The organism is Bradyrhizobium sp. WBOS07, assembly GCF_024585165.1.
GTDB lineage: Bacteria > Pseudomonadota > Alphaproteobacteria > Rhizobiales > Xanthobacteraceae > Bradyrhizobium > Bradyrhizobium japonicum_B.
On record NZ_CP029008.1, the window covers coordinates 636,197 to 662,288 of the forward strand.

Here is a 26,092-nt window from a genome sequence, read left to right on the forward strand (position 1 = left end):
AGGCAACTGCGAGCGCAATGACAAAGATGCTTCGACTGAGGTGGACTTCGATGTCGCTCGGCGCGGCCGTTGCGGCGCTCGCCGGCATCGCTGCGGCTGATGCCGCCGAGTGCCCGCGCAAGGACGCGCTCGGCACCTCCCGCGTGCTGAGCGTCGATGCCAGGACGACGCCGCGCGTGGGCCTGAAGAGCTTTCCGAAGACGCTGCAGCTGGCCGATCGCGAGGTCGTGCTGACCTTCGACGACGGACCGTTCCCGCCGACGACGTCGAAAGTGCTGGCGGCCCTGGCGCAGGAGTGCGTGCGCGCGACCTTCTTCCTGATCGGCCAGCATGCCGCCGAATATCCCGACATGGTCAAGCGCATCGCCCGCGAGGGCCACACCGTCGGCCATCACTCCTTCTCGCATCCATTTATGGGGCGTATTCCGTTCGAGAAGGCCGTGGCTGACATCGACCGGGGCATCGCCGCAGACGAAATGGCGCTGCGCGGAGTTTCGACGACCACACCTTCGACGCCGTTCTTCCGCTTTCCCTATTTCGAGTCGACCCAGGCACAGCTCGACCTGCTTCAGTCGCGCGGGATCGTTGTGTTCGGGGCCGATCTGTGGGCCAGCGACTGGGAGGAGATGACGCCGGAGCAGCAATTGAAGCTCGTCACCGAACGTCTCGCCGCGAGCGGCAAGGGCATCATCCTGTTCCATGACAACAAGACACGCACGGCCGCAATGATGCCGGCCTTCCTGCGATATCTGCGCGAGAACGGCTACCGGATCGTGCATATCGTACCATCGGGCACGCCACAGAAGAGCGCCGATGCGCGCTGATGCCGGAATGTCACGCTGGCGCAAAATGGGGTGATTTGGGTCCTATTAACACTCTGTTCATGCTACCCCCTGAAAATGGATGAGGACGTCGCCATGGGAAGGGTTCTTCGCGCCTGAACCGTTTCCTGCCGTCTCCGACCTACTATGGCGGCCATCGCGGATGAGGGCAGACGGGGTTCATGATCGGAAGTAGCGTTGTTGTGCGGACGCGATCGTGGATCGTCCTTTGCCTCAGTGGTTTTCTCGGTGGTTTCCTTGGCTGTTCGGCCGTCGGATCGCCGGCGCTCGCAGCCGACTGTCCGGGCCATCCGGACGCGCTCGGGACCTCCCGCACCCTCGTGGTCGATCCGCGCGAACATCCGCGCATCGGCACCATGCAGTACCGCGAGACGCTGCCGCTGAAGGACCACGAGGTCGTCCTCACCTTCGACGACGGTCCCCTGCCGAAATATTCCAACCAGGTGCTCAAGATCCTGGCCGACGAGTGCATCAAGGCGACCTTCTTCATCGTCGGTCAGCAGGCCAAGGCGAACCCCGATGGCGTGCGCAAGCTGATCGCGGCGGGCCATACTGTCGGCACCCACAGCATGGACCATCCGCTGACGTTCGACCGGATGCCAAACGAGAAGTTCGAGCCGGAGATCAACGGCGGCATCGAGTGGACCTCGGCCGCGATGACCGATCCGTCCCAGCTCGCCCCGTTCTTCCGCATCCCCGGCCTGATGCGCGCCGACGGCGTCGAGAATTACCTGATCTCGCGCGGCATCCAGATCTGGAGCGCCGACTTCCCGGCCGACGACTGGCGCCATGTCTCGTCCGACCGCGTCTATCAGCTCGCGATGCAGCGGCTGGAGGCCAAGGGCAAGGGCATCCTGCTGCTGCACGACATCCAGGCCCGCACCGTGGCGGCGCTGCCGAAGATCATCCGCGACCTCAAGGCGCGCGGCTATCGCATCGTGCACGTGGTGCCGGCGACTGCCGAGCGGCCCGCAACGCCGACCCAGGCGGTGGAGTGGCTGCTGCATCCGCCGACCGAGACCGTGCCGATCGCCCGCTGGCCGGCTGTCCCGCACTTCGTGTTCGCCGAGACCAGGACGCTTCCGGCGCCCTCGCTCGCCGACCTCAACGCTCAGACCGAGCATCAGCCGCTGCTGCCGCGCCGGACCAAGGGACAGATCGATATCGCATCCACCCTGCCCGTGCCCGGCCGTGCACTCTTCGCGATTCCGGAAGGCTCGGTCGAGGTGCTGCTGTCGACGACATTGTCGCGGCGTGCCGCGACGCGGCTGGCAATGGCGGCCCAGACGCCGCATGCGGCCAGGGGCAAGGTTGCAAAAGACAAGGTCGCAAAGGGCAAGGCCGCCAAGCCCCAGGCTCGGCACACCGCGCATGCGGCACCGGCCGACCCGAACCATGCCGCCCAGGTCAAGAGCGCCACGCCGCGCCCGACCCGCGTCGCCAGCCTGAAGAAGCGCGCCTGAGCTCTACGGCCGCAGGATGGCGGCGACGCAGAGCAGCACGATCAGCGCCAGGAAGAACAGGTCCATGTAGGACTTGAGCTCGCCGTCGCGCCGCAGCCGGGCCACGTCGGTGACGACCTGCCTGCGCGTGTTCGTCCCTCCGGAGCCGTCGTTGATCGGGCCTTGAAGGCGCCGTGTCTCGGCTTCCAGTCTCTCGATCTTCTGGAAGAAGTAAAACGCGCGCAGCGTCGATGCCCCGCGCATGGCGGCATAAACCAGCACCAGGATCGCCAGTGTCGCCCGGTTCGGATATTTCTCCATGAAGTTCAGGCTGAAATAGACCACCGCCATGAAGGCAAAATTGGTGAGGAAGCGGTAGACGAAGCTGAGAATGCCCATGCTGGCTCGAACCTTGGGGAGTGCAAGCAAATCGTGCTGCAAATTCGGGATCGGGGACCCAGACCGGAACGGCCAGCCTGGATGCGGTAGCGCCCCGTCTACGCCAAGTTCGTTTCAACAAGAATACTGTCGCCCCGCACCTCGCCGCCTTTTAGCCTGCCCCGGACATAAGGCAAGCCGGAGCAAGGCCGAGGCGTAGCCCCGCAGGACAGCCGCAGCGGCTCGATGGCGATTTGGCGGAAGTCGCGATAGACTGGGCTGGCGCTGCCACATCCGGGGTCTGCCGATGTCGAAGAAGGGAATCACCGGCCACGACGACTGGGTTCTGACCGAGGCCCTCGCGACCGCCCTGGTCGCGCTGGAGCAGCTCGAGCCAAAGCACCAGCCGAACGCCCACATGGACGACATCCGCAAGATGCTCTCGAGCGGCAAGGAGCCGGCGGCGGTGAGCCTGCACCTTGCCCAGGCCAAATGCCGCCTGTTTCCCGAGCTCGATCCGCTGGAGATCTACCGGGAATACGGCATCGGCGACGAATACGGCTAACGCGGCGGCTTAAGGGCCGCCCGCAACCGATCCCGCTATCGCCATGACCAGCGCGCCGAGATCGATCCTGCCGTTGACGGTCAGCTCTTCAGAGCCTTTCGCGTCTTTGGCGCCCGCGATCGTCAGCGCCTGCGGCCGGTTGGCGGCCTGCCGTTGCAGCTCGCCGATGATGGCGTCCTTGAGCTTCTCTTCCAGCATGAGCTTTCGTCCTTCGCGCGCGATCCTCTCACTCAAGGCAAAGCCGCGCCCTTCGTTCCCTCACGCAAGCCGCCGCGGCAAGCTTTGATGGATGTTGCAGGCGGCGACCGCGGCGTGGCCGAACGCGACCGAGATCTGGTGCAGATCGGTGACGACATCGCCGATGCCGTAGAGCCCGCGGACGGAGGTGCGCTGGTGGTCATCGACCTTCAGACAGCCTTCCTCGACATGCGCGGCGCCGAGCGCCACCGCGAGCTGCGAGCGCACCTCGGCCCCCATCGCAGGATAGATCGTGTCGAATTGCAGCGTCCGGCCGTCGGCGAAGACGGCCGCGATGCCCTCGCCGCTCCGCCGCAGATGCAGGTCGGGCGCGGCCACGACCTCGACGCCGGCATCCAGCAGCTCAGCGGTTGCGCCCTGCTCGTCATCGCCTGCGGTTGCGAGCAGCGTCACGTCGCGCGAATAGCCGCGCAGGAACAGCGCCTTGCTAGCGGCCCGCTGAAGCGGACCGACGATGCCGATGCGGCGGCCGGTCGCCTCGTAGGCGTCGCAGACCGGACAATAGCGCAGCACCCCGTCCGCGACCGCAGCACGCCATTCCCGGAATGGCGGATGCGTGTCGACGATGCCGCTGGCAAGAATGACGGTGGCGGCGGCGCGCGTTTCGCCGTTCCAGCTCGCCTCAAAACCATGATCAAGCCGCCGCAACGCCGTGACCTCGGCCGCCACGCGCGTGACCGCGAGTTCGTCCAGCTGCGCCGACATCCTCTCGATCAGCTCCGCGCCTGACAGGCCGTGGACGAAGCCCGGAACGTTGTGGCTGCGCGGGATCAGCGCGGCCCGGCTCGCGCCGGCATCGACGACGCAGACGTTGCGGCGGAAGCGCGCCAGATAGATTGCGGCCATCAATCCGGCGGGGCCGCCGCCGACGATCAGGCAATCGAACTGCGCCGGCTTCATTTGGGGTTCGGATCCGCAAGACCCTCGCCTGGATCCTGAAGGTGCCCGCTCCTTGCCAGCCGGACGGCGTTGCCGAGCGCCTGCGCCGCGTTGCGCACCTCCTGCTGGAATTCCTGGTCTTCATCGAGCTCGTGGTGCGAGGTGGCGTATGGCTCCATGTAGCCGACATAACCGTCTAGCTCGGCGAAGCGTCCCGCCGAGATCAGCTGCATATCGGTCAGCCAGTCCGACAGGACGCGGCGCACATTCTCAGCACCGACGGCATCGCCGTGCACGACGATGCCGAAATGACGGCCGGCGAGATGGCGCGGATAGGGCCACCCCTTGAGCTCGATCGCCTTGGCCTCGTCGGCCTTCTTGCCATGCGTCGAGGTCGGATCGGGATTGCCGCCGTCGGCGCAGACCATGCGGTCCATCATCGCCTTGAGGCCGGATGGCACGTGATACCAGTTCACCGGCGTCACGATCAGGATGCCGTGAGCGGCGACCCACAGCGGATAGATCTCGTTCATCCAATCGTGGGTCTGCCCCAGCGAATAATTCGGATAGCAGCTGCACGGCCAGTGGCAGAGCGGCATCGCGGTGCTGACGCAGGATTTGCAGGGATGGATCGTCTTGCCGAACTCCGAGGTGAGGCGCGACAGATCGAGGATGTCGACGGCAAACCCCATCCCGGTGAAGACAGGCTCGGTCAGCTTGACCAGCCGCCAGGTCTTGGACATCTCGCCGGGACAGGTGTGCTCGCTGCGCGCCGAACCGTTGATGACGAGGATGCGCGGCGTCTCGTCCGCGCCGTCGTGCCGTCGCTGCGCTTCCAGGATTTTTGCGCGCGTATCGAGCCAGTCGACGGCGATATCGTAGTCGGGATCGGAGAAGCCCGGGCCCGCCTTCCGCGTCAGCGGCGCCTTGCGGGAATCGCTGTAGGCGTCCCAGGCCGCCGCGGTGACGGCATCGAGCTCGCGCCCGAGCGGCGCAAAGACGGGATCGACGAACTGCGCCTTGTAGCGCCGCTCGAACTCATCGCGCGACAGCTTGACGGGCGGCATCCCCTTGCGAATTTCGGCGTCGCTCATGCGTGCTCCGGCAAAGTCGGCTGTCCGACCAACCCGGCGCACTGCGCGCGGTTCCTTCCGCTACTGCCGAACGATGTCCCGTGGCGCATCGAACTTGGCGATGCGCCGGTCCAGCCGCCACAGCTCGATGCGATGCACCAGCACGAGCGCGGCGGCCTGGCGCTTGGCCTGCTCGTCGTCGTCGCAGACGAGATTGATGCAGCCGAACACGTGCCCGTCCGGATCGATCTGGAAGGCGCGATAATGCTTGAGGCTGCCCACTAGGGTGGTCCTCGTCTTGGCGAGACCGGTGCACTCAGCCAGTCCGTCAGGTTCGAGGTGATCTCGTTCTGCTTGGCGCGTCGCAGCAGCATCTCGCGCTCCCTACCGGGTGGCAGGCTGCACGCGCGCTCGCGGGCGCTTTCGGCGAAGGCGGCGAGCCGCTCCTGAAGCGATTGGGTCTGTTTCCTGCGGTTACGTTTGGCGGTCATTGGACTTTCACGCTGGATCTGGATTGAAGAAGCCGGCCCCGGCGGGAGGTTGGGCGCCGGGGCCCAAGTCGTTGGCGGTGACGTGCGTCAGCTTCCGCTGCGACTTGCGGTTCCGGCATTTCCATAAGTTAACGCTGCACGATTTTGCAGAAGCGAGAGGGCAAACGTTCTCGCACGCTCAGCCTGCGCCGGAACCGAAATGCTGATTCGTATGTTCAAGGATGACCTGAAGGAGGATCATCATGGCGAAAGCAGCATGGAAGCGGCCGGGCTCACCGATCGGCCGCAAGGGACCGCGCAAGGCCAATCCCGCCTACAAGCGCCGCGCGCGGCAGCCCTGGACGCCCGCGGACGTGAGCAAGTTGAAGCAGCTTGCGAAAGGCAACACGCCCACCGGCGTGATGAGCATCAAGCTTCAGCGCCCGGTCGCAGCCATTCGCAGCAAGGCGCAACGCGAAGGCATCTCGCTGCGGCCCGCCAACCGCTCGCCCTACAACCGCCGAACCAAAGCAGCGAAGCGGCGTTGACGATCCGCACCGCCGGGTGACAACCGGACGCAATGGGGAACGATGGACGTGGCGCTCATTTTTCCGGTTTCTGCCCACGACATCAGCGCATCGGTACGCGCCGACATCTAACCCGTTCCCGGCGGTGCAGCCTGACAGCTGCGCGCGCTGCACCGTTCAGTTCGGCGGCTGCAGGCCCGGCGACCTCAGCCATTCGCTCATTTGCGACCCCGTCTCCGCCTGGCGCGCCTTGCGCAGCATCTCGTCGCGGGCTGCGCCGGGCGGAAGCGAGTTGGCTTCCTCGCGCAGTCGCTCCGCTTCGGCGGCGAGCCGCGTTTCCAAAGTCTCAGCATGCTTGAACCGATGTCGCGTCGTCATCAGGCGTTCTCCCTGATCATGGTCGGAGCGCGCCGTTGCCTCCCTACCGATTGAGATGATCGCGCACAGGCGATGCCTCTACAACGTTCCAGAGCCGGAACGGTTGCGAGGGGGCCTCGACCGCTGGAAATCGCAACATGAGTAAAATTAGCCAGTGGCTCATTCTGCCAATCAGAAGGTCGTGGCGCACGGTTCCTGTAGCCATATCCCAGGAGCGGCTTGACCCGGCTGAAGGTCAAGGTGACGCACATGCCGCCGAGGGTTGAATGACCGATCGGGTCCGACCGCGGCCGCCCCACGAGGCCTCGTCGCAGTTCAGCGCCGGTAGAGCTGCAGATAGCCCGGCGAGAACAGCGCCGCATCCTTGAGCGCGGCGAGATCGTTGATGGTCAGAATGCGATCGCGCAGCACGATCAGGCCCGACGCGCGCAGATCCTGGACGGTGCGGTTCAGATGGACCACCGACAAACCCGTCGCGTCGGCGAGATCCGTTTGCGTCACCGGCATGATGCAGGAATTTCCCTCGATCATTCCGACGGGACGCAGCCGCTCGAAGATCTCGCAGAACAGATGCGCCACGCGCTCCAAGGCCGTGCGCCTTCCAAGATTGACGGCCCATTCGCGCTGGATCGCGTTGTTGACCAGCGTCTCGCACCAGAACGCCTCCGCGAGCGAGCGGTCGCCGGCCAGAAGGCCCTCGAAACGGGCGCGCTTGATCTCGGCGTAGACCACCGGCGTCAGCGTCGCGATGGAATGGTCCATCACCGGAAGCAGGTACGCATGGGCGTCACAGCTTTCGCCGGGAAAAGCAAAATTGACGATCTGGCGCCGCCCGTCCACGAGCGTCTTGTAGCGGCAGAGCCAGCCCGACAGCAGGATACGGACGCTGTCAACGGGATCCCCCTCCGCGAGAAGGTCCTCACCCGAGCCGGCGCGTTGCAACCCCTCGAGCATCGCATAGTCGAGCGAAGCGCGGGCCTCCGCCGACAACGGCCTCAGCGCGCTCAGCCGGCGAATGGCCGGCTCCACCACGCTGCGATCGGACGTCGACAACGGCATCAGCCATCCACCACCGGAGTGTGGAACGTGCGCTTGCTGAGGGGAATGGCGATGGAGCATTCCAATCCCGCAGGATCGAATGCCAAGGCGGTGTGCCCCTTGAGCTCGAATGCCAGCGTACGCTCCAGAAGCTCGGTCCCAAAACCCTTTCGCGGCGGCGGCTCGACCTGCGGCCCGCCGCGCTCGCGCCATTCGAACAGCAGCACGGCAGGATCCCTGCCCTTCTCGAGGCGCCAGGTGATCTCGACACGTCCGTCGGGCCGGCTCAGGGCACCGTACTTCAGCGCGTTGGTCGCCAACTCGTGGATCGCGAGCGCAAACGTCTCGGCGGCCTTGGCCTGGAAGCGCACCCTGGGGCCGGACACCCGCATCTGCTCGCCTTCGCGGGCGTTATAGGCGAGCAGCTCCTCGACCACGAGAAACTCAAGGTCGACACCGCCCTCGGGATCGCGGGTCACCAGCGCCTGGGTGCGGGCGAATGCGTTGAGCCGGCCGTCGAGATGGGAGGCGTATTCCTCTACCGTTGAGCTCGTCTCCGCGGAGCGGCGGGCGATCGAGCGCACCACACCGAGCGTGTTGCGGACACGATGTTGGAGCTCGGCCAGCAGCAGACGCTGGCGCCCCTCGGCGCGGGTGACCGCGGTGACGTCGATGAAAGTGATGACCACGCCGGCGATCAGATCGTCGGTGCTGCGGTAAGGCAGGATGCGCACGATGTAGCGCGTGCCGCTGTCCGTCGCGCTCAGTTCGCGCTCCACGCTCGTGAGCGTGCGCAGCACACGGCGGACGTCCTCATACAGCTCCTCGATCGGCACGTGGGCCTTGATCTGGGCGATCGGGCGGCCCGTATCGGCCTCGACGAGGTGCAGGATCTGCGTGATCGCTGGCGTGAAGTTCATCACGCGCAGATCGCTGTCGAGAAACAAGGTGGCGATCTGCGTGCTCTCGATGAAGTTCTTGAGGTCGCTGCTGGTGCGCGTCAATTCCCGGACACGATGCGCCAGCTCGCCGCTGACCGTCGTCAATTCCTCGGTGACCGACTGCAACTCTCCGCGCGAGGTTTCAAGCTCCTCATTGACCGACTGAAGCTCCTTGTTGAGCGAGTCAAATCGCGCGTTGGAGGGTTTTCGCTCCAGGCGCCGCAGATGGCGGGCATAGACCTTGATGTACGCGGGGATCTCCTCCGGCGGCAGCACGAAATCGGCGATGGAAGCCGGCGCGTTGCCGTCGGCAAGGTGTGCGGCTTGCTCCGGGCTCGCGACTCCTTCAGCAATGGCGAGACCACCATGATCCTTCAGGGTCGCAGTGCCCAGCGTGCCGTCACCGCCGGTGCCGCCAAGGAGGACGCCGACGGACTGCTCGGCGCGTTCCTCCGCGAGCGACACCAGGAAGCTGTCGATGATGGCGCGCTCGCCCGGCGACTGCCCGGCCTTTCGAACCGCGAACCGGCCGTTTCGAATGGTGGTGATCATCGCCGGCGGACACAGATAGATCGTGCCTCCCTCGATGGCGTGGCCATCGGCGATCTCGGCGACCTTGCCGCAGCTGGAATCGCGCACGGCCTCGCGCACCTCGTCGAAGGCCCGGTGATGCTGAAGCGTCAGCACGACGGTCAGATCGGTACCGACCGTCAGCTTGGCGAAAAAGCGCGCGATGCTGCCCAGCGAACCCGGCGAGGCGCCCACGCCGACGATCAGCGGGCCTTTCGTCCGACGCTCTCCACCAACGGGCTGGTCGCCGACTTCATGCATGGCGCTGGCAGCTTTCTTCACTGACCGGGGCCAACGGGCACGCGGCCCTGCAAATCGCAGGAATTGATATTATCCCAACAGATCAAAGAGAAAAACGTCCAGACCGTGATTCGATTTCCGAACCAGCCTCTTCCGGCGAGGCGGCATCAAGGAGCGGTTCGGTCGCATCTTCGCTCTCAACGCGTAGGTCAGGCGGCTGATGGCTGCCCCGGTTTGGGCTGGGTGGCACAGGCCGAGCCTGCCGATGATGCCAATATCGCGGTGGCTCATGGAACCTGCCTTCGGTTGCATCGTTCTCCGAAGCGCCTCGGGCCCGATCTGCCCGAGGCGGCGCCAGAGGGATCATGTCGGTATCGCTCAAGCCCACGCCGTCTCATCAAGCCACGGTGCTGATGGGTCGCCGCATCCTCGTGGTCGAGGACGAATATTTTCTCGCCGATGACATCGCCAACGCGCTGCGCAAGCTTGGCGCGGAGATCGCCGGTCCCGTCGGCCACATCGACGATGCGGTCGAGATGCTGCACGATGGCGGCGCTCTCGACGCGGCGGTCCTCGACGTCAACATCCGCGCCCAGCCGATCTTTCCGATCGCCCGTGAGCTCAGGGCACGGCAGGTGCCCTTCGTGTTCACCACAGGCTACGAGAGGCTCAGCATCGAAACGGAATTCCGGGACGTACCGCTCTGGGAGAAGCCGATCAACATCGTCGCCATGGCCCAGAACCTTGCGGGCCTCGTCCGCGGTCAACCGCATAATTCCCCGCAGCCTCGCCACCGATCAGAACAGGTGCACGAAAGCAAACCAGGCGGTGACGGCCAGGCATAGGATAACCGCGGCGTAAGGTAGCGCGACGCGCAAGACGGCCAGCTCCCTCGAGTCAGCTCATTATCATCCAGACGATTGCCGCCATCATGACAAGAAAGCCCGTGACGGCAGTCGCGATAAAGGCCTGTTCGATACGGTCCATCGCCACCACAGCCCCTTTCCAGCTCGGGAAATGTGACCGGTTCGGAACCGCCGCGCATTAGGCTATGTGAATCGGTGTCTCCCTTAGCGTCAGGCCGCACATTCTGGGCGAGCAATTCGGGCCACGATATCTCCACACCGTCATGGCCGGGCCTGTCTCGGCCATCCACGCCTCGCCCGCAGCACGAAGAACGTGGATGCCCGGGCCTTCGCCGCGCCGAAGCGGCTTCGGCCGCGCAGGCGGGACAAGCCCGGGCATGACGATCTCGCGTGTCCGCAGATTGCAATGGAGTCTCGTCACGATTTCGCCGTGCCTGGCTCGGCCATCTTGCGATGCTGCTTGGCCAAAATCTCGTTCGGCGTGACGTTGGCGATCGTGGTCTGGAGCTTGTTCTTCAGCCCGGTGACGATGTCGGCCTCGCCGCGCAGCATCGCATCGAAACCGGCCTTGGCGACGTCGTAGGCGCCGTCCTTCGTCTCGCTGCCGACCTTTGTGTCCATCATGCCGGCGCGGCGGAAGAACTCGGTGTCGGTGGCGCCCGGCATCAGGCAGGTGACGGTGACGCCGCTGTCGCGCAGCTCCTCGCGCAGCGCGAACGAGAACGAGTCCAGAAACGCCTTGCTGCCATTGTAGGCGGCCTGGAAGCTGCCCGGCGTGAAGCCGGCGATCGAGCCGGTGATCAGGATGCGCCCGGCGTTGCGGCGGAGCATCTCGTTGCCGACGCGGTGGATCAGGTACAGCGTGCCGGTGATGTTGGTGTCGATCAGGTGCTTCACCCTGGCGAAGTCCTGGTCAAGGAAGGCCTTGCCGAGGCCGATCCCGGCATTGGCGAGCAGCGCATCGATCGGCCGGTCGCCGACCGCGGCGCAGAGCTTGTCGACGCCTTCGGTGGTGGACAGGTCGGCCTGGACCGACTCGACGTTGACGCCAAGTCGGCGCAGATCGACGGCGACGCGGTCGATCTGCGGTTCATCGGCGGCGATGACGAGATTGAATCCGTCCTGGGCGCAACAGCGCGCGAGTTCCAAGCCGATACCGGTGGAGGCGCCGGTGACGACGGCGAGTTGGTTGGCGGGCATGGCATATGTCCTTGAGTGGGGATGATGACGCCCAATCACGCCGCCGCCATCTCGTTCCTATCGGGTGCGCTTGCGAAGAAATGCACAACGCCTAGCAACCATCGTTCATTCCTCGACTTAAGTGCCAACTGGTTCAGCCGAGAGGACGGAAGATGAAGGCGCTGGTTTGGCACGGCAAGGAGGACATTCGCTGCGACACGGTCACTGACCCCGAGATCCAGGACCCGCGCGACGCCATCATCAAGGTCACGAGCTGCGCCATCTGCGGTTCCGACCTGCACCTGTTCCACAATTTCATTCCGGGCATGCTGCCCGGCGACATCATGGGCCACGAGACCATGGGCGAAGTGGTCGAGGTCGGCTCCGGCGTCGACGGCAAGCTGAAGAAGGGCGACCGGATCGTGGTGCCCTTCACCATCATTTGCGGCGAATGCGATCAGTGCAAGCGCGGCAATTTTTCCGTCTGCGAGACCACCAACCGCAAACGTCATCTCGCCGACAAGGTGTTCGGACACGCCACCGCCGGCCTGTTCGGCTACACCCACCTGACCGGCGGCTATCCCGGCGGCCAAGCCGAATATCTGCGCGTGCCGTATGCCGACGCCACCCACATCAAGGTGCCCGCGGGCATTCCCGACGAGCAATTGCTATTCCTCAGCGACATCTTCCCGACCGGCTGGCAGGCCGCGGTGCAATGCGACATCGAGCCGACCGACACGGTCGCGATCTGGGGCTGCGGTCCGGTCGGACAGATGGCGATCCGCAGCGCCATCCTGCTCGGCGCCAACCAGGTGATCGCGATCGACTGCCTGCCCGAGCGGCTCAGCATGGCGGAGGCCGGCGGCGCCACCACGATCAATTTCGAGACCGAGAGCGTGGTGGAGCGGCTCCAGGAGCTGACCGACGGCAAGGGCCCGGAAAAATGCATCGATTGCGTCGGCATGGAATCGCATGTGATGGCATCGCTGCCCGACACCCTGCTCGACCGCGCCAAGCAGATGGTGACGGCGGAAAGCGACCGGCCCCACGTGCTGCGCGAGATGATCTATGTCTGCCGTCCCGGCGGCATCATCTCGGTGCCGGGCGTGTACAGCGGCCTGTCCGACATGCTGCCGATGGGCGCGTTCATGAACAAGGGGCTGACGATGCGCACCGGCCAGACCCACGTCAATCGCTGGACCGACGATCTGCTGCGCCGCATCGAGGACGGCGAGATCGACCCGTCCTTCGTCATCACCCACACCGTCCCGCTCGAACAGGGACCGGAGATGTACCAGGTGTTTCGCGACAAGCGCGATTCCTGCGTCAAGGTCGTGCTGAAGCCCTGAAGGAGCCAGATCATGTTTCATTTCTCCAACATCGTGCGCACCAAGGGCGACCCGAAGATCATTGAGGGTGGGCCGAGCCTGAAGCAGCCGATGGACCAGCTCGCCCGCGCGCTCGGCTGGTTCAGCATTGGCCTCGGGGTCGTCGAATTGTTCGCGCCGCGGCGCGTCACGGAGACGCTGGGCATGGAAGGCCATGAGACGCTGGTGCGGTCCTTCGGCGTCCGCGAGATCATGGCCGGGATCATGACGCTGTCGGTCGAGAAGAACGCCGGCCTGTGGGCCCGCGTCGGCGGCGACGGCCTCGATGCCGCGGCGCTGCTGTCGGGGCTGACGCCTGATAATCCCAAGAAGGGCAACATCGCGCTGGCGCTGCTGATGGTCGGCGGCATTGCCATGCTGGATTACCGTACCGCGCAGGCGACCAAGCCGCGCCGGCCGGCGCGCGATGCGCGGCGCAAGCTCTATCCGAGCCGCAGCGGTTTCCCCAGGGGCATCGACAGCGTCCGAACCGCGGCAAGGCAGATCGCAGCCCAGGCCGGGCAGAACCAAGTGAAGCAAGCTGATGAGCGCCCCGTTCCCTGACCAATCTGCGTGGGAATCCCCCGTCATCTACGAGATGCACTGATCTCCTTCCAGGACTCCAACGGCGACGGTCTTGCTCCGCGGCAATGAAGGCGTGATCATCGCAATCGAGGCGCGGTGACCGCAGGAACCATCGGCGCGCCAGCGCGTCTGATCAACGCCTCCGACATCCCCCCTGCGGAGGCGGACTGCGCGAACCGCGGCCCCGGCGCTCGCCGCCTCAGGCGCCGGGGCCTGCGGCACCAAGCCAGGCGGCAGGCCAAGGGAGAGGCGTCAAGGGAGAGGCGTCAAGGGAGGCAGCATGGGCAAGACGAAGGGTCTTCAACAGCGGATCGTCGGCAAGACCAGGCAGGCCGTCGGCGAGATCATCGGCGACCAGGATCTCCACGATGACGGCAAGGCGCAGGCCGAGCGCGGCCGCGACGAGCAGGACCAGCCGAGCGAGCTCAATCCGCTGAAGAAGCTCAAGCAGCTGACGTGAACGCGCAGCCGCGACCAACGCTCTCCGACACGGCACGGTACGCCGGCGGAGGCGCGTCGCGGCTCGCACGGCAACGACGCTCGCGCTGGATCGCCGCCGCCGAGCTCGGCCTGATCAGCAGCACGTTCTCGACCCTCGTCAGCCAATTGTTCGCCGCTCGTATCGGCCGCGACGCCGCGGTCGATTGGATGACGGTCGCCGCCATTCCCGCGCGGGACTGGGCGCTCAGTGCAGAGCCATCGTGGAGCGCGATCCTCGCCGGCATCGCCTTTCATCAATGGGCGGACTTTTCCTGGGCGCTGGTGTTCTTCGGCGTGCTCGGGCGCTGGACCGCGGACTTGCGGCCGCGAACGATCCTGCTGCTCGCGCTGCCGTGGGCGGTGTTCTCCTCGAGCCTGGAATGGTTCGTGCTGGTGCCGCTGTTTCCGTTCTGGCAGCCGCTGTTCACGCTGCAACAACCCTACTGGATCGGGCTGCTGGTCCATGGCGCCTCTGCCGTGATGTATCCCCTGTTCGCGCGGCTGCGCTGGGCGCGCGGCCATGCGCCGGCGCGCGACATCCGCTTCACCAATGCCTGGGCGACCGGCGCGGTTGCCGTGATCGTGCTGCTCGGCGCGGTCGCATGGTTCGGCAGCCACGGCTACGAGCCGGCATGGATGGGCCGCGACAGGGATGCGGACCAGGCCTATATCCGTCACATGACCGCGCATCACGCCCAGGGCGTCGAGCTGGCGCGGATCGGCGCAGAGCGCGCCCAGGACCCGCATCTGCGCAAGCTCGCGATGCTGATGGTCGCGAGCCAGGCCGGCGAGATCAGGATCTTCGAGAACTGGTGGCTGAGCTGGTTCGACACCGAGATGCCCGATTGCAGCACGGAGGAACGCGCTGCCATGCCCGGCTACCTGGCGCCGGCCGAGATGCGAGCGGTCAAGGCCGCGCCGTCCGACCAGTTCGACCCGGTCTTCATCGAGGCCATGAGCAGGCATCATTCCGGCGCGGTCAGGATGGCCGACCGGATGTGGCAGAGCCGCGGCGATCTACGGCTGCGCATCATGGCGCATGCCATTCGCCACGGGCAGCAGGGCGAGATCGCGCTGATGCGGGACGTGGACGGCGTTGCAGCCGTCGCCACGGCATTCCGCAACATGTTCGGCGACAACGTCAATTGAGCACGCAGCAGCTACTCGCGCCAGAACTCGGTCAGCTCCTCCGCGGTCACCAGGTCGACCTGGCCGTGGAAGCGGGTGCGGTACATCGTCATCAGCGCGTCGTGCCCGACGTCGGAGGAGCTGCACAGCGCGTCCTCGACGATCACGACCCTGAAGCCGAAATCGACGGCGCTGAGGACGGTCGAAAGCACGCAGACATCGGTCTCGGCGCCCGAGATCACGACCGTGCCGACCTTCTTGTCGACCAGCCGGCCCGCAAGGCCGGGATTGCTGAAGGCGGAATAGGCCGGCTTGTCGATCATGGCAGCCGGCGGCACGAACTTGCTCAAGGCTGGCACGAGCTCGAGCGCCGATGGCGGAAGATGCTTGCGGGTCGCCTGGTGCCAGCGGCGAAAATAGGTCTGCCATTGCCCGGCACGATCTTCCGGATCCTGCGGCGTGATGAAGCGGGTGAAGATCGTTCTGGCCTGATAACGCGCAACGATGGAGGCGATCGTCGGCAGCACGCGCTCCATCCAGGGCGTCGCCCACAGACCTCCGGGCGCGAAGATGTTCTGCATGTCGATGCAGAGGTGAACGGCGTTCCTGATCTCGGCAACATCCGACGCGCTGTCTCTCATGGTCTTCCACCGGCGAATGCATGACCGCGGCACGTCCGCGGCGGGCTTACCGACAGAAAATGCGGCTGCGGCGGCCATCGTTCCGCATCGGTGCGGCCGCTGATCCGGCAGATGAGGCCTCGCCCCGAGGCCGGGGGGTCCTTGAGGTTCGCGGGCTCAGGCCAGCCCGCGCTGCACCGCCGGACGCGCGAGGCCGCGCTCGAGCCAGGCGCCGACCGATTTGAACTCTGTGAACCCGACGAGATCGCCGGCGTCATAGAAGCCGATGAGATTGCGCACCCAGCCGAGCATGGAGATGTCGGCAATGGTGTAGTCGTCATCCATGAACCATTGCCGGCCGGAAAGATGCGTCTCCATCACGCCGAGCAGGCGCCTGGCCTCAGCGACGTAGCGGTCCCGGGGCCGCTTGTCCTCGAAATCCTTGCCGGCGAATTTGTGGAAGAAGCCGAGCTGGCCGAACATCGGCCCGACGCCGCCCATCTGAAAATGCAGCCACTGGATGGTCTGGTAGCGGCGGGCGGGATCCTCAGGCAGGAGCTTGCCGGTCTTCTCCGCGAGGTATTGCAGGATCGCCCCGGACTCGAACAGCGGCAGCGGCCTGCCGCCCGGACCATTGGGATCGAGGATCGCAGGGATCTTGCCGTTCGGATTGAGCGAGAGGAATTCAGGCGTCTTCTGATCGTCCTTGCCGAAATCGACCCGATGCGCCTCGTAGGGAAGTCCGATCTCCTCCAGCATGATCGAGACCTTGACGCCGTTCGGCGTCGGCAGGGAGTAGAGTTGAAGCAGCTCGGGACGCCTGGCCGGCCAACGCCTGGTGATGGGAAAAGCGGATAGATCGGACATCGGCACTCCGGCTCCTCGTGTGAGATGCCGCAGTCTAGGCGAGCGGACGAACGACGCAAGGTCGGCCAATCGTCTGGAAGATGGCGGAGAACAGCCGCACTGTGCTTGAAGCGACTAAGGCGGCAGCGTTGCCATCCTGACGATCGGGGTCATGGTTTCATGCTGCAGTCGATACTGGATGAACCAATCTCCTGTGATCAGCAGCGCGGCCGTGAAGGCAGCCGCGAGCGTCGCGGTCGCCCATTGGCAGACGTCGTACATGGCCTTTGTCCCTCAACTCCTTCGGCTAAACGCCAAGCTCACGCGCCGTGTTCCGAGGTCGCAGGAAAATTTTGCCAGTTTTTCCCGATTTCACAGACGAGACATTGCTTTGTTTTGTGGGACCATCGAGCAGCCCTGCGCGTTGTGAGGGGATGAACATCGAGAAGCGTGCCCTGCTCGACCACGCGCAACGCTGTCGCAGCGTCGCGGACGATCTCGCCCATCGCGAAGCCGCGCGGCGGCTACGAGCAATGGCCGATGTCTACGAGGCGCGAGCAGCAGGATTGGACGACGAGGACGGCTCCCCGGAGCCCGACCGTCACGAGCGCAGCCGCCTTGCCGATACAGGCGATCGGCAAAATTGATCGGTTCAATAATTGATCTCCATCCGCAAGCCGCGCGGATCGAGGTCCTCGCTACCCACACGCTGGGTGCTGTCGCGCGCTGCGACCGCGCAGGCACAGGCATCAATGAGATCGTCGCGACCGATGCCGGTGCCATGGCGAAGCGTCAGCCATCTCTCCAGCTTGGTGAAGCCGCGGTCTCTCAGCAGCGCAACGCGCTGCTCGCGGCCTCTTGGCGACGTCTTCGGCGCGAGCCGCACGCGCCCTGCCAGATTCCAGAACACCAATTCCGGATGCGCCTCGCCGATCGTCGCCTGCCGTGCCGGCGTCATGACCTCGTCGACCTCCCTGATCTTGTCCCTGATATTCCAGAGCTGCGCCGACACGCCCCTGCCTTTGCCCTCGTGCGCCCAATAATGCCGATTGGCCGCCGCCATGTCCGGGAACGTCCAGAGGTCGCGGCGCGCGCCGAGAAACACGGCGGGGCCAATCAGCTCGCGGGCGCGCAGATCGCAAGCGCGATAGCCACTCGGATCCAGTCCGATCGGCATGTCGATCATCGCGCGCGCATGCGGCAGCGCGAGCAGGCGCGTCAGGCGAGGTGAATAATCAAAGCCGTGATCGCCGCGCGCGTCGATCCAGGCCGCGACCCAGCCGAAGCGAAAACCATCGAGGCCGAGATAGTTCGGCACGTCATGAATCCGTGTCTTGTCGTCGCCGTCCTGCAATTTTCACACGCACCTCGCTTGACATCCGCAAGTCGCGGGCGTATGTCCCGCGCCCTCGCAAGCACTTCCGCTTGCGACAAACACCATGAACCGAGCGATGCTGAACCGCTACGAAAGAATTGTCCGCATGCCGAATAGCCCAAAGCTATTCGATGTCGCATGCCCGGCTCATGGGAGCGATCTTGCCTGACCGCAAGATCGATCGTCCGCTTCTCACGGACCCTCCCGAGCCAGCCGCTCCGGAGGGTTTTTTATTGCCCGCCGCGCGGCCCAACCGAACAATCCGGCAATCGCCGGAACGAGAGACCCGGATCTCGGGGCTCGCGCTGGAGAGGCGCGTGCCCAAGCGCGCGGGGCCTGCCGGAGGGAACGAGGCGATGAGCCGGACACCGATGGCAGAGCGAACCCAGAGGTTCGCAACATGCGGCGCGTCGACAGCGCCGCGATAGAATTTTTGTACGTACTACAGCCGATGCGCAAGCACCGGCCTGGCGGTGGTGAAGATGTCTGTTACTTCGTGGTAAAGGCGCGAAAGCGCCGAGCAGGTTCGAGCCCTGCGCGCCGAAAGGCGGTTCGCCCGCAAGGGCAGCAACAGCATCGATCGTTCCCCGCCAATCCCATCACGGTCCGTGGTGAAGATTTCTGTTACTTCGCCTGCAACGCGAGAGGTCGCGGGTTCGAATCCCGCCCGGTGTCCCATGCACCGGTAGCTCAGAGGATAGAGCGCTTTCCGGCGAGCTTCGCTCGTCGGGTCACAGCAATCGCCTGTTCCCGGATCGTGTCCCCCTAACCACCGCCGGTGGTGAAGAGCGCTGTTAATTCGGATCGCAATGTCGAAGGTTCGAATCCTTCCGGACGAAAGTCCGTAGCTCAGCGGTAGAGCATGTGACTTGCCCGCAAGGGCAGTACAGCCTCGCCTGTTCCCCGGCACCCGTTTCCATCCCCCATCAACTCAAGAGGAGGCCATCATGGTCAGGCTCAACAAGATCGGTCGCGCCTTCACGCGAGAGGGCGCGCGCGCGGTGCGCTTCACGCCCGAGATGGAGCTGAAGCGCGCGCTGATGAACTGCCTCCTGTGGGAGGACCAGTTCTACGAGGACGGCGTCGCGATCGCCGATCGCATCAAGGCGCTCGTGCCCAAGGTCGCGCCCGCCAAGGTCGCGCAGCTCGCGATCGAGGCACGCGAGGTGATGAAGCTGCGGCACGCACCGCTGCTGGTCATCCGCGAGATGGCGCGGAACGAGAAGCACCGCGCCCTCGTCGCGGACACGCTTCACAAGGTGATCCAGCGCCCCGAGGAGATGACGGAGCTGCTCGCGATCTACTGGGCGGATGCGCTGGGCCCTCAGCAGCAGCGCAAGCGTCAGCCGGTTTCGGCACAGGTCAAGAAGGGCCTTGCCCACGCGCTGACCAAGTTCGACGCCTATCAGCTTGCCAAGTGGGACCGCGACGGCGCGGTGCGGATCAGGGACGTGCTGTTCCTGGTCCACGCCAAGCCTAGGGATGCCGAGCAGGAGAAGGTGTGGAAGCAGCTCGTCGACGGCGAGCTCGCTTCTCCCGACACCTGGGAGGTTTCGCTCTCGGCCGGCAAGAGCAAGCGCGAGACCTTCGAGCGGCTGATCGCCGAGCGCAAACTCGGCGGCCTGGCGCTGCTGCGCAATCTGCGGCTGATGCAGAACGCGCAGGTCCCGCGCGAGACCATCGCAGGCGCGATCGAGGCGATGCGGACGGATCGCATCCTGCCCTATCGCTTCATCACGGCGGCGCGCTATGCGCCGGACCTCGAGCCCGAGCTCGAGGCTGCGATGCTCAAGTCGGTCAAGGACCATGTGCGGCTTCCGGGCCGGACGCGGCTCCTGATCGACGTGTCGGGCTCGATGTTCGCAACCCTCTCCGCGCAGTCGGAAATGACGCGTGCGGAGGCGGCTTGCGGCCTTGCCATCCTCGCGCGCGAGATCTGCGACGAGGTCGAGATCTTCACCTTCAGCAATGAGGTGGTGAAGGTCCCGCCCCGCCGCGGCTTCGCGCTCAGGGACGCGATCATCAACTCGCAGCCGCATGGCGGAACCTATCTCGGCAAGGCCGTGACGGAGATCGACCGCAAGGGCGATCGCCTCATCGTCTTCACCGACGAGCAGAGCCACGACCAGGTGCCCGAGCCCAAGGCACGCGGCACCATGGTGAACGTGGCCTCGTATCAGCACGGTGTCGGTCACGGCGCCTGGACCCGCGTCAACGGCTTCTCCGAGGCCGTGGTCGCGTGGATCGCGGCGTCGGAAACGGCGTTGAACTGATGCGCAACGACAGCGGCCCCGGACGCAAGACGCGCCCGGGGCCTTGCGAAATTCTTAAATGATCCACCCGGTCCGGTTAGGGTGCGGGTGGAATGACAAGGACCTACGACTATGCGACGACCCGATCCCTACATGGAACGCGCCCGCGAACTCTGCCTCGCCGCCGGCGTCGATCCCGACTCGCGTGTCGGCGAAGGACGCGGCCAGCCGGCTTGGTGCCTGTACAAGGACGCCGCCCGCAAGGAGCATCTGGCCCGCGAGGCCAATGCAACCGCGAGCTCGATCGCCGAGTTCCGGATGCAGGACGCCCGCTTCCAGAATGCGCCGCTGAAGGTGTTCGGCCCGCACGAGGACGCGACGATCGCGCAGATGCGCAACTGCATGGCGGTCGGCAACGTCGTCTCCGGCGTGATCTGCGCCGACGGCCATCTCGGCTATGCGCAGCCGGTCGGCGGCGTCATCGCCTATGAGAAGCAGATCAGCATCTCCGGCGTCGGCTTCGACATCGGTTGCGGCAACATGGCGGCCCGGCTCGACACGCGCTTCGACGACATCGCAAGCCGCGTGCCCACGATCATTCGCGACGTCGCCAGGACGATTTCGTTCGGCGTCGGCCGCGCCAACGCCGAGCGGGCCGAGCACGACCTGTTCGACGACGGCGATGCCTGGCGCGAGAGCGACATGGAGTCCTACCGCAACAAGGCGGTGAGCCAGCTCGGCACGGTCGGCTCGGGCAACCATTATGTCGACCTCATGCGCGACGAGGACGGTTTCGTCTGGATCGGCGTCCACTTCGGCAGCCGCGGTCTCGGACACACCTCCGCGACGCGCTACCTCAAGGCCGCCGGCGGCAAGGACGGCATGAACGTCCCGCCCGCCGTGGTCGACGAGGACAGCGAGCTCGGCCGCCGCTACATCGCGGCGATGCAGCTCGCCGGGCGTTATGCCTATGCGGGCCGCGAGTGGGTCGTCGAGCGCGTCCGCCAGATCATCGGCGGCAGCGTCACCGAGAGCGTGCACAACCACCACAACTATGCCTGGCGTGAGACCCACGCGGGCCGCGATCTGTGGGTGGTGCGCAAGGGCGCGACGCCGGCGTTTCCCGGCCAGAAGGGATTCGTCGGCGGCTCGATGGGCGACGACGCCGTCATCCTCGAAGGCGTCGACAGCCCGGAAGCCAAGGCCTCGCTCTACTCGACCGTGCATGGCGCCGGCCGCCTGTTCGGACGACGGGAGGCGAAGCGGCGCTTCTCGCGTGAACAGATGGACCGGTGGCTCAACGAGCGCGGCGTCACCCTGATCGGTGCCGACCTCGACGAGAGCCCGATGGCCTATCGCCGCCTGCCCGACGTGCTGGCGCAGCACGCCGGCACGGTGAAGGTGCTGCACACCTTACGGCCGTTCGCCGTCGCCATGGCCGGCGAAGGCGAATTCGATCCGTGGAAGGACTGACGCGAAACCGCGGGCGGGAGGTGATGCCTCCCGCCCGCTTCGCTTCGGTTTTGGAAAGCGGGACCGCCGGCCGCGTCAGCCTCCGGCGGCCTGATAGGCCAGGCGCTTGAACTCGAAGAAGAACGGATTCCAGAAGCCCATATAGCGCTGGGTCATCAGCACGCCGGCGGTGTTGGCCTCAGGGCAGATCCACCAATGGGTCCCGGCAAGGCCGCCCCACTGGAACTCACCGGTCGAGTTCGGCGGATCGAACGGCGTCGGCGCGAAGGTGACGGCGCCGCCGAGGCCGAACCCCTTGCCGGGCATCGGGCCGAGAGTGGCGAAGCGGATGGTCTGCCCTGCGGGCAGCTGGTTCGACATCATCTGCCGCAGCGTCTCCGGCTTCAGCAGAGCATCCGAACCCGGCAGCAGCGCGCGGACCAGCGCGAGCATGTCCGGCAGGGTCGAGACCAGACCGCCGCCGCCCGAGAGCCGCGGGAACGGCCGCCGATAGGCTTGCGGAAACGGCAGGTTGTCGGCGCGCGTCAGGCCCGGCTTCATGGGATCGAACACGTCGGCGCCATTGTAGAGCGCGACCAGCCTGCCCTGCTGCGCCTCGGGCACGTGGAATCCGGTGTCGGTCATGCCGAGGACATCGAAGATGCGCGACTTGAGGAAGGCATCGAGAGATTGACCCGAGACCACCTCCACGACGCGGCCGAGCACGTCGGTGGCAACCGAGTATTCCCAGGCCGTGCCGGGATGATAGGACAGCGGCAGATCGGCCAGCTTGTCGATCAAATCGGAGAGCGGCGTCAGCGGATTGAGCACGCGCGCCTCGTTGTAGCCTTTGAACAGCACCGTGCCGGGATCGAAGATGCCGTAGCTGAGCCCCGCGGTGTGGGTCAGGAGCTGGCGGATCGTGATCGGGCTCCTTGCGGGCTCGACATCGGCAAGGCTCGAAGCGTCGTGCTTGAGCACCTTGCGATGGCCGAGCTGCGGCAGGAAGGTCTCGATCGGATCATCGAGCCCGATGCGGCCTTCCTCGACCAGGAGCATGATCGCGCAGGTGACGAAGATCTTGGTGTTGGAGAACGCGCGGAAGATATGATCGGGCCGCAGCGCGGTGCTCGCCTCGCGGTCGGCAAAGCCGACGCATTGCTGGTCGACCACCTCGCGCCCGCGCAGCACGGCCCAGGACGCGCCCGGAATGATCTCCTGATCGACGTAGCGCTGCATCGCCGTCCGCGCGGCGGAAAAATCTGTCGTCCTGGCGTCCATGCGTCTCCCCGAATTTGTGGTTGGGACGGGTATAGCGAAAATTCGAGGGAAATGAAGGGTGCTTATTCTTCTCTCATGAACGCCGTCACGTACAGCCGACGCCGGATCCGCATGCCCTGCCGCTGGTACAGCGCAATCGCGGAGGTATTGCTTGAAAACACGTGTAGGAACGGAATCTCGCCGCGCGCCTCGATCCGCCGCGCGACCGCAGCCAGCAACGCCTGCGCATAGCCGCGCCCGCGATAATCGGGATGGACGCAGACGGCCGTCATCTCGACGAACTTGCCCGGCTTCATCCGCTCGCCCGTCATCGCGACCAGCTCGCCGCCGGCGCGAATGCCGAGGAACGTGCCGAGTTCGTGGGTGCGCAGCGCGAACGGCCCGGGCTTGGTCAGCTCCGTCAGTGCCATCATCGCCGGCACGTCGGCCGCTCCCAGCGTGACGATCTCGGCATCGCGCAGCGGGCTGTCGGCGGGCGAGCCGATCATCTGCTCGCCCGTATCAGCGAGCACCACCTTGAAGCCGCCGGGAACTTCGACCGGCTCCGGCGTGAACAGCGCGGCGACCTGCGTGCCCGACAGGAGATCGCGGAGCGCGGCAAAGCTCGCCGCAGACATGTCGACCATGTCGGCGAACGGCGTCATGTCGACGGGATAGCGCCGCGCGAGCGGGCCACCCTCGGCCAGATGCTTCTGGCTCGTCGTCAGCGCGCTCCAGATCGGACGATCGAGCAGCACCTTATCGCTGTCGGACACCGGTCTAATCCTTGTCGAAGCTGACGATGACAGCGGCATTGGCGATGAGGATGGGGTCGTTGGCCACTTCCGCGGCCGAGGGGATCTCCAGCCCACCCTTGACCGCGGTAACGGTCACGGTGCCGTAAGGAAGCTCCCTGGCCACGGCCTCCTTGTCCACCGCTTCAGGGTTGGGCACGCCGATCGTGACATCGACGAACATGTCGTTCGCGGTCTTGCCGATCATCCGGAAGAATCCGAGGCTGGAATGCCGGATGGCATCCGACACCGCCCGCTTCGCCGCCTTGGTGGCGTCCCTGCCGTGGACGTCGACGCCCATGCCCATCTCGGTGACACAACGAACGCGGGTCATTTGATATTCCTGTGGTTGGTGTGGTGATTGCGAGTGTCGGCGATCGGGGCGCGCGAGACAAGTGTTGCCGCTTCTCCCGTGTAACGGACGCGCTGCAACGCTCAAAAGCGCGTTCACGCGCGTCTTCGACGCGCTATGGCGTTGCTGCGCAGAGCCGGGACCCAGGAAGCCACAGAGTTCGCTGATGCATGGGCCCCGGCTCTGCAGCGCAGCGCTGACCGGACGATGCTTCGCATCGCCGGGGGAGCGCTGCGCTGCGTCCGGGGCAAGAGGCCGCTGTCGTCACCCCTTCGCCTTCTCGTGCGCGCGCAGCTCATCGACCAGCACCCGCACATTCTCCGAATAGTCGATCGGGACCACGACCAGGTGCACGCCACCCTGCTTGAAAGCGGCGTCGAGCGTCGGGCCAAAACTGTCAATGCTCTCGATGCGATGGCCCTTCGCCCCGTAAGCCCTCGCGTAAAGCGCAAAGTCGGGGTTGCCGAAGGTCATGCCGTAATCGGCGAAGTGATCGACGGCCTGCTTCCAGCGGATCATGCCGTAGGCGTTGTCCTCCAGCACCAGCACGACGAGATTGAGCTTGAGGCGGACGGCGGTCTCCATTTCCTGGCTGTTCATCATGAAGCCGCCGTCGCCTGCGACCGCGAGCACGCGGCGATCGGGATAGAGCATCGCGGCCATCATCGCCGACGGCAAGCCGGCCCCCATGGTCGCCAGGGCATTGTCGAGCAGCAGCGTGTTGGCGAGACGGGTGCGGTAGTTGCGTGCGAACCAGATCTTGTACATGCCGTTGTCGAGCGCGACGATGCCGTTCTCGGGCATCACCTGGCGGATGTCGTGCACGATGCGCTGCGGCGTCGGCGGCCAGCGCGCCTCGATGGCGCGATCGGCGATGTGCCCCAGGATCTCTTCACGCAACGGCAGCAGCGCGGCGGCCTGCGGCAGCTTGCCTTCGAGCCGGTCGGCAAGCAGCTCCAGGCTCGGGCCGACATCGCCGATCACCTCGGCGTCCGGAAAATAAACCTGCTCGACGCTGGCCGAGGTGTAGCTGACGTGAATGACCTTCGGCCCCGACGGGCCCATGATGAAGGGCGGCTTCTCGATCGGGTCGTGACCGATCGCGACAATCAAATCGGCGGCGTCGATGGCATCATGCACGTAGTCGCGCTCCGACAGCGCGGCGGTGCCCATGTAGAGATTGGTGCCGCCGGGCACGGTGCCCTTACCCATCTGCGTCGTGAAGAACGGAATGCCGGTGCGCCGGACGAAGCTCGCGATGCCGTGGGTCGAGCGCGGCCGGCTGGTGGCCGCGCCCATCATCACCAGCGGGCGCTTCGCGGCCAAGATCATCTCGGCCGCACGGTCGAGCGCGGCGCGATGGGCGACCGGAATCTCGATCGGGTGCACGGGAATCACGGGCACGGCAGGCACCTCGTCGCCGGCGATGTCCTCGGGCAGCTCGAGATGCACCGGTCCGGGCCGCTCCTCCATCGCGACGCGAAAAGCGTCCCGCACCACGGTCGGAATGCTGGAGGCGCTGACGATCTGCCGCGACAGCTTGGTCAGCGGCTTCATGGTCGCGACCACGTCCACGATCTGAAAGCGCGCCTGCCGGCTGCTCATGATCGGCTTCTGGCCGGTGATCAGGATCATCGGCATCGCGCCGAGATACGCATAGGCCGCCCCGGTGGACAGGTTGAGCGCACCCGGGCCGAGCGTCGACAGACAGACGCCGGGCTTGCCGGTCAGCCGGCCATAGGTGGCGGCCATGAACGCGGCGGCCTGCTCGTGGCGGGTCAGGACCAACTCGATTCTGGAGGTGCGGAGCGATTCCACCAGATCGAGATTCTCCTCGCCGGGAACGCCGAAGATGCGATCGACGCCTTCATTCTCCAGCGCGGCGACAAACAGGTCCGATCCTTTCGCCTTGCGTTCCTGCCCGCTCATGCCGCC

Annotated in this window: 30 protein-coding genes; 12 read left to right on the forward strand and 18 right to left on the reverse strand. The window is 65.6% G+C overall.

Going from position 1 to position 26,092, the window contains the following annotated elements:
* The first annotated feature begins 50 nt into the window (after positions 1-50).
* Together DCM79_RS03025 and DCM79_RS03030 are read left to right on the forward strand one after the other, a co-directional pair.
* A complete protein-coding gene (locus DCM79_RS03025; RefSeq protein ID WP_257178570.1) occupies positions 51-824 on the forward strand; it encodes a polysaccharide deacetylase family protein in 774 nt (257 codons plus the stop codon).
* Between the two features lie 179 nt (positions 825-1,003).
* On the forward strand, positions 1,004-2,305 hold the full coding sequence (locus tag DCM79_RS03030) for a polysaccharide deacetylase family protein (RefSeq protein ID WP_257178571.1): 1,302 nt from the start codon (positions 1,004-1,006) through the stop codon (positions 2,303-2,305).
* Positions 2,306-2,308: 3 nt separating this feature from the next.
* Here DCM79_RS03030 and DCM79_RS03035 read toward each other — a convergent pair whose 3' ends face one another.
* Positions 2,309-2,683, reverse strand: a complete 375-nt coding sequence (locus tag DCM79_RS03035; protein ID WP_028135867.1) for a hypothetical protein — start codon at positions 2,681-2,683, stop codon at positions 2,309-2,311.
* Positions 2,684-2,969: 286 nt separating this feature from the next.
* On the opposite strand from DCM79_RS03035, the gene DCM79_RS03040 reads away from it, so the two are divergent.
* A complete protein-coding gene (locus DCM79_RS03040; RefSeq protein WP_049820053.1) occupies positions 2,970-3,227 on the forward strand; it encodes a hypothetical protein in 258 nt (85 codons plus the stop codon).
* 9 nt (positions 3,228-3,236) lie between these two features.
* Here the strand turns inward: DCM79_RS03040 and DCM79_RS03045 are convergent, their stop codons facing one another.
* The 5 genes from DCM79_RS03045 to DCM79_RS03065 are packed head-to-tail and all read right to left on the reverse strand — an operon-like array spanning position 3,237 to position 5,928.
* The gene (locus tag DCM79_RS03045; protein ID WP_257178572.1) at positions 3,237-3,425 is read right to left on the reverse strand and encodes a hypothetical protein; all 189 of its coding nucleotides are present in this window, start codon (positions 3,423-3,425) and stop codon (positions 3,237-3,239) included.
* 60 nt (positions 3,426-3,485) lie between these two features.
* Positions 3,486-4,385 carry an NAD(P)/FAD-dependent oxidoreductase gene (locus DCM79_RS03050; RefSeq protein WP_257178573.1) on the reverse strand — a complete coding sequence of 300 codons (900 nt, stop codon included), beginning with the start codon at positions 4,383-4,385 and terminating at the stop codon, positions 3,486-3,488.
* Positions 4,382-5,458 (reverse strand): flavodoxin family protein, encoded by a 1,077-nt coding sequence (locus DCM79_RS03055; protein WP_257178574.1) that lies wholly within the window; start codon positions 5,456-5,458, stop codon positions 4,382-4,384. The genes DCM79_RS03050 and DCM79_RS03055 overlap by 4 nt, the downstream gene beginning before the upstream one ends.
* 60 nt (positions 5,459-5,518) lie before the next feature.
* Positions 5,519-5,719, reverse strand: a complete 201-nt coding sequence (locus DCM79_RS03060) for a hypothetical protein (protein ID WP_257178575.1) — start codon at positions 5,717-5,719, stop codon at positions 5,519-5,521.
* Positions 5,719-5,928, reverse strand: a complete 210-nt coding sequence (locus DCM79_RS03065; RefSeq protein WP_257178576.1) for a hypothetical protein — start codon at positions 5,926-5,928, stop codon at positions 5,719-5,721. The genes DCM79_RS03060 and DCM79_RS03065 overlap by 1 nt, the downstream gene beginning before the upstream one ends.
* 242 nt (positions 5,929-6,170) lie before the next feature.
* On the opposite strand from DCM79_RS03065, the gene DCM79_RS03070 reads away from it, so the two are divergent.
* Positions 6,171-6,455, forward strand: a complete 285-nt coding sequence (locus DCM79_RS03070) for a hypothetical protein (protein WP_257178577.1) — start codon at positions 6,171-6,173, stop codon at positions 6,453-6,455.
* 156 nt (positions 6,456-6,611) lie between these two features.
* Here DCM79_RS03070 and DCM79_RS03075 read toward each other — a convergent pair whose 3' ends face one another.
* The 3 genes from DCM79_RS03075 to DCM79_RS03085 all read right to left on the reverse strand — a co-directional run bounded on the left by DCM79_RS03075 (position 6,612) and on the right by DCM79_RS03085 (position 9,643).
* Positions 6,612-6,812, reverse strand: a complete 201-nt coding sequence (locus DCM79_RS03075) for a hypothetical protein (protein WP_257178578.1) — start codon at positions 6,810-6,812, stop codon at positions 6,612-6,614.
* A 315-nt stretch (positions 6,813-7,127) separates the two neighbouring features.
* A complete protein-coding gene (locus DCM79_RS03080; protein ID WP_257178579.1) occupies positions 7,128-7,871 on the reverse strand; it encodes a Crp/Fnr family transcriptional regulator in 744 nt (247 codons plus the stop codon).
* Positions 7,871-9,643: a sensor histidine kinase gene (locus tag DCM79_RS03085; RefSeq protein ID WP_373568089.1), complete on the reverse strand. Its 1,773-nt coding sequence runs from the start codon at positions 9,641-9,643 to the stop codon at positions 7,871-7,873. The genes DCM79_RS03080 and DCM79_RS03085 overlap by 1 nt, the downstream gene beginning before the upstream one ends.
* A gap of 323 nt (positions 9,644-9,966) precedes the next feature.
* On the opposite strand from DCM79_RS03085, the gene DCM79_RS03090 reads away from it, so the two are divergent.
* Positions 9,967-10,446, forward strand: coding sequence for a response regulator (locus DCM79_RS03090; RefSeq protein ID WP_373568090.1), 480 nt, complete (start codon positions 9,967-9,969; stop codon positions 10,444-10,446).
* A 438-nt stretch (positions 10,447-10,884) separates the two neighbouring features.
* Here DCM79_RS03090 and DCM79_RS03095 read toward each other — a convergent pair whose 3' ends face one another.
* Positions 10,885-11,667 carry an SDR family oxidoreductase gene (locus tag DCM79_RS03095; protein ID WP_257178580.1) on the reverse strand — a complete coding sequence of 261 codons (783 nt, stop codon included), beginning with the start codon at positions 11,665-11,667 and terminating at the stop codon, positions 10,885-10,887.
* Positions 11,668-11,819: 152 nt separating this feature from the next.
* Between DCM79_RS03095 and DCM79_RS03100 the strand changes: the two genes are divergently transcribed.
* From DCM79_RS03100 to DCM79_RS03115, 4 genes are all read left to right on the forward strand, one after another.
* The gene (locus tag DCM79_RS03100) at positions 11,820-12,995 is read left to right on the forward strand and encodes a zinc-dependent alcohol dehydrogenase (RefSeq protein WP_257178581.1); all 1,176 of its coding nucleotides are present in this window, start codon (positions 11,820-11,822) and stop codon (positions 12,993-12,995) included.
* Between the two features lie 12 nt (positions 12,996-13,007).
* A complete protein-coding gene (locus tag DCM79_RS03105) occupies positions 13,008-13,577 on the forward strand; it encodes a hypothetical protein (protein ID WP_257178582.1) in 570 nt (189 codons plus the stop codon).
* A gap of 301 nt (positions 13,578-13,878) precedes the next feature.
* On the forward strand, positions 13,879-14,058 hold the full coding sequence (locus tag DCM79_RS03110) for a CsbD family protein (protein WP_257178583.1): 180 nt from the start codon (positions 13,879-13,881) through the stop codon (positions 14,056-14,058).
* Complete coding sequence (locus DCM79_RS03115) at positions 14,055-15,227, forward strand: DUF305 domain-containing protein (RefSeq protein WP_257178584.1); 1,173 nt, start codon at positions 14,055-14,057, stop codon at positions 15,225-15,227. Before DCM79_RS03110 ends, DCM79_RS03115 begins: the two co-directional genes overlap by 4 nt.
* A gap of 11 nt (positions 15,228-15,238) precedes the next feature.
* On the opposite strand, the gene DCM79_RS03120 is transcribed toward DCM79_RS03115, so the two are convergent.
* From DCM79_RS03120 to DCM79_RS03130, 3 genes are all read right to left on the reverse strand, one after another.
* A complete protein-coding gene (locus tag DCM79_RS03120; RefSeq protein ID WP_257178585.1) occupies positions 15,239-15,847 on the reverse strand; it encodes a cysteine hydrolase family protein in 609 nt (202 codons plus the stop codon).
* A 156-nt stretch (positions 15,848-16,003) separates the two neighbouring features.
* A complete protein-coding gene (locus DCM79_RS03125; protein ID WP_257178586.1) occupies positions 16,004-16,693 on the reverse strand; it encodes a glutathione S-transferase family protein in 690 nt (229 codons plus the stop codon).
* 114 nt (positions 16,694-16,807) lie between these two features.
* The gene (locus DCM79_RS03130; RefSeq protein WP_257178587.1) at positions 16,808-16,954 is read right to left on the reverse strand and encodes a hypothetical protein; all 147 of its coding nucleotides are present in this window, start codon (positions 16,952-16,954) and stop codon (positions 16,808-16,810) included.
* 152 nt (positions 16,955-17,106) lie between these two features.
* Here DCM79_RS03130 and DCM79_RS03135 point away from each other — a divergent pair, with 152 nt between their 5' ends.
* Complete coding sequence (locus DCM79_RS03135; RefSeq protein WP_257178588.1) at positions 17,107-17,319, forward strand: hypothetical protein; 213 nt, start codon at positions 17,107-17,109, stop codon at positions 17,317-17,319.
* A gap of 5 nt (positions 17,320-17,324) precedes the next feature.
* On the opposite strand, the gene DCM79_RS03140 is transcribed toward DCM79_RS03135, so the two are convergent.
* A complete protein-coding gene (locus tag DCM79_RS03140) occupies positions 17,325-17,990 on the reverse strand; it encodes a DUF429 domain-containing protein (RefSeq protein WP_257180678.1) in 666 nt (221 codons plus the stop codon).
* A gap of 1,004 nt (positions 17,991-18,994) precedes the next feature.
* Between DCM79_RS03140 and DCM79_RS03145 the strand changes: the two genes are divergently transcribed.
* Both DCM79_RS03145 and DCM79_RS03150 read left to right on the forward strand, forming a co-directional pair.
* Complete coding sequence (locus DCM79_RS03145) at positions 18,995-20,320, forward strand: TROVE domain-containing protein (protein WP_257178589.1); 1,326 nt, start codon at positions 18,995-18,997, stop codon at positions 20,318-20,320.
* A gap of 111 nt (positions 20,321-20,431) precedes the next feature.
* The gene (locus DCM79_RS03150; RefSeq protein ID WP_257178590.1) at positions 20,432-21,772 is read left to right on the forward strand and encodes an RtcB family protein; all 1,341 of its coding nucleotides are present in this window, start codon (positions 20,432-20,434) and stop codon (positions 21,770-21,772) included.
* Positions 21,773-21,847: 75 nt separating this feature from the next.
* Here DCM79_RS03150 and DCM79_RS03155 read toward each other — a convergent pair whose 3' ends face one another.
* From DCM79_RS03155 to DCM79_RS03170, 4 genes are all read right to left on the reverse strand, one after another.
* On the reverse strand, positions 21,848-23,032 hold the full coding sequence (locus tag DCM79_RS03155) for a serine hydrolase (RefSeq protein ID WP_257178591.1): 1,185 nt from the start codon (positions 23,030-23,032) through the stop codon (positions 21,848-21,850).
* 62 nt (positions 23,033-23,094) lie between these two features.
* Complete coding sequence (locus tag DCM79_RS03160) at positions 23,095-23,787, reverse strand: GNAT family N-acetyltransferase (protein ID WP_257178592.1); 693 nt, start codon at positions 23,785-23,787, stop codon at positions 23,095-23,097.
* Positions 23,788-23,791: 4 nt separating this feature from the next.
* A complete protein-coding gene (locus DCM79_RS03165) occupies positions 23,792-24,139 on the reverse strand; it encodes a Lin0512 family protein (protein ID WP_257178593.1) in 348 nt (115 codons plus the stop codon).
* A gap of 282 nt (positions 24,140-24,421) precedes the next feature.
* Positions 24,422-26,086: an acetolactate synthase large subunit gene (locus DCM79_RS03170; RefSeq protein ID WP_257178594.1), complete on the reverse strand. Its 1,665-nt coding sequence runs from the start codon at positions 26,084-26,086 to the stop codon at positions 24,422-24,424.
* Positions 26,087-26,092 lie beyond the last annotated feature (6 nt).

Excerpts from the sequence above, each read along its gene's own strand:
- DCM79_RS03025 (WP_257178570.1), top strand. The coding sequence starts at position 51 with ATGTCGCTCGGCGCGGCCGTTGCGGCGCTCGCCGGCATCGCTGCGGCT.
- DCM79_RS03030 (WP_257178571.1), top strand. The coding sequence starts at position 1,004 with ATGATCGGAAGTAGCGTTGTTGTGCGGACGCGATCGTGGATCGTCCTT.
- DCM79_RS03035 (WP_028135867.1), bottom strand. The coding sequence starts at position 2,683 with ATGGGCATTCTCAGCTTCGTCTACCGCTTCCTCACCAATTTTGCCTTC.
- DCM79_RS03040 (WP_049820053.1), top strand. The coding sequence starts at position 2,970 with ATGTCGAAGAAGGGAATCACCGGCCACGACGACTGGGTTCTGACCGAG.
- DCM79_RS03045 (WP_257178572.1), bottom strand. The coding sequence starts at position 3,425 with ATGCTGGAAGAGAAGCTCAAGGACGCCATCATCGGCGAGCTGCAACGG.
- DCM79_RS03050 (WP_257178573.1), bottom strand. The coding sequence starts at position 4,385 with ATGAAGCCGGCGCAGTTCGATTGCCTGATCGTCGGCGGCGGCCCCGCC.
- DCM79_RS03055 (WP_257178574.1), bottom strand. The coding sequence starts at position 5,458 with ATGAGCGACGCCGAAATTCGCAAGGGGATGCCGCCCGTCAAGCTGTCG.
- DCM79_RS03065 (WP_257178576.1), bottom strand. The coding sequence starts at position 5,928 with ATGACCGCCAAACGTAACCGCAGGAAACAGACCCAATCGCTTCAGGAG.
- DCM79_RS03070 (WP_257178577.1), top strand. The coding sequence starts at position 6,171 with ATGGCGAAAGCAGCATGGAAGCGGCCGGGCTCACCGATCGGCCGCAAG.
- DCM79_RS03075 (WP_257178578.1), bottom strand. The coding sequence starts at position 6,812 with ATGACGACGCGACATCGGTTCAAGCATGCTGAGACTTTGGAAACGCGG.
- DCM79_RS03080 (WP_257178579.1), bottom strand. The coding sequence starts at position 7,871 with ATGCCGTTGTCGACGTCCGATCGCAGCGTGGTGGAGCCGGCCATTCGC.
- DCM79_RS03090 (WP_373568090.1), top strand. The coding sequence starts at position 9,967 with ATGTCGGTATCGCTCAAGCCCACGCCGTCTCATCAAGCCACGGTGCTG.
- DCM79_RS03095 (WP_257178580.1), bottom strand. The coding sequence starts at position 11,667 with ATGCCCGCCAACCAACTCGCCGTCGTCACCGGCGCCTCCACCGGTATC.
- DCM79_RS03100 (WP_257178581.1), top strand. The coding sequence starts at position 11,820 with ATGAAGGCGCTGGTTTGGCACGGCAAGGAGGACATTCGCTGCGACACG.
- DCM79_RS03105 (WP_257178582.1), top strand. The coding sequence starts at position 13,008 with ATGTTTCATTTCTCCAACATCGTGCGCACCAAGGGCGACCCGAAGATC.
- DCM79_RS03110 (WP_257178583.1), top strand. The coding sequence starts at position 13,879 with ATGGGCAAGACGAAGGGTCTTCAACAGCGGATCGTCGGCAAGACCAGG.
- DCM79_RS03120 (WP_257178585.1), bottom strand. The coding sequence starts at position 15,847 with ATGAGAGACAGCGCGTCGGATGTTGCCGAGATCAGGAACGCCGTTCAC.
- DCM79_RS03125 (WP_257178586.1), bottom strand. The coding sequence starts at position 16,693 with ATGTCCGATCTATCCGCTTTTCCCATCACCAGGCGTTGGCCGGCCAGG.
- DCM79_RS03130 (WP_257178587.1), bottom strand. The coding sequence starts at position 16,954 with ATGTACGACGTCTGCCAATGGGCGACCGCGACGCTCGCGGCTGCCTTC.
- DCM79_RS03135 (WP_257178588.1), top strand. The coding sequence starts at position 17,107 with ATGAACATCGAGAAGCGTGCCCTGCTCGACCACGCGCAACGCTGTCGC.
- DCM79_RS03145 (WP_257178589.1), top strand. The coding sequence starts at position 18,995 with ATGGTCAGGCTCAACAAGATCGGTCGCGCCTTCACGCGAGAGGGCGCG.
- DCM79_RS03150 (WP_257178590.1), top strand. The coding sequence starts at position 20,432 with ATGCGACGACCCGATCCCTACATGGAACGCGCCCGCGAACTCTGCCTC.
- DCM79_RS03155 (WP_257178591.1), bottom strand. The coding sequence starts at position 23,032 with ATGGACGCCAGGACGACAGATTTTTCCGCCGCGCGGACGGCGATGCAG.
- DCM79_RS03165 (WP_257178593.1), bottom strand. The coding sequence starts at position 24,139 with ATGACCCGCGTTCGTTGTGTCACCGAGATGGGCATGGGCGTCGACGTC.
- DCM79_RS03170 (WP_257178594.1), bottom strand. The coding sequence starts at position 26,086 with ATGAGCGGGCAGGAACGCAAGGCGAAAGGATCGGACCTGTTTGTCGCC.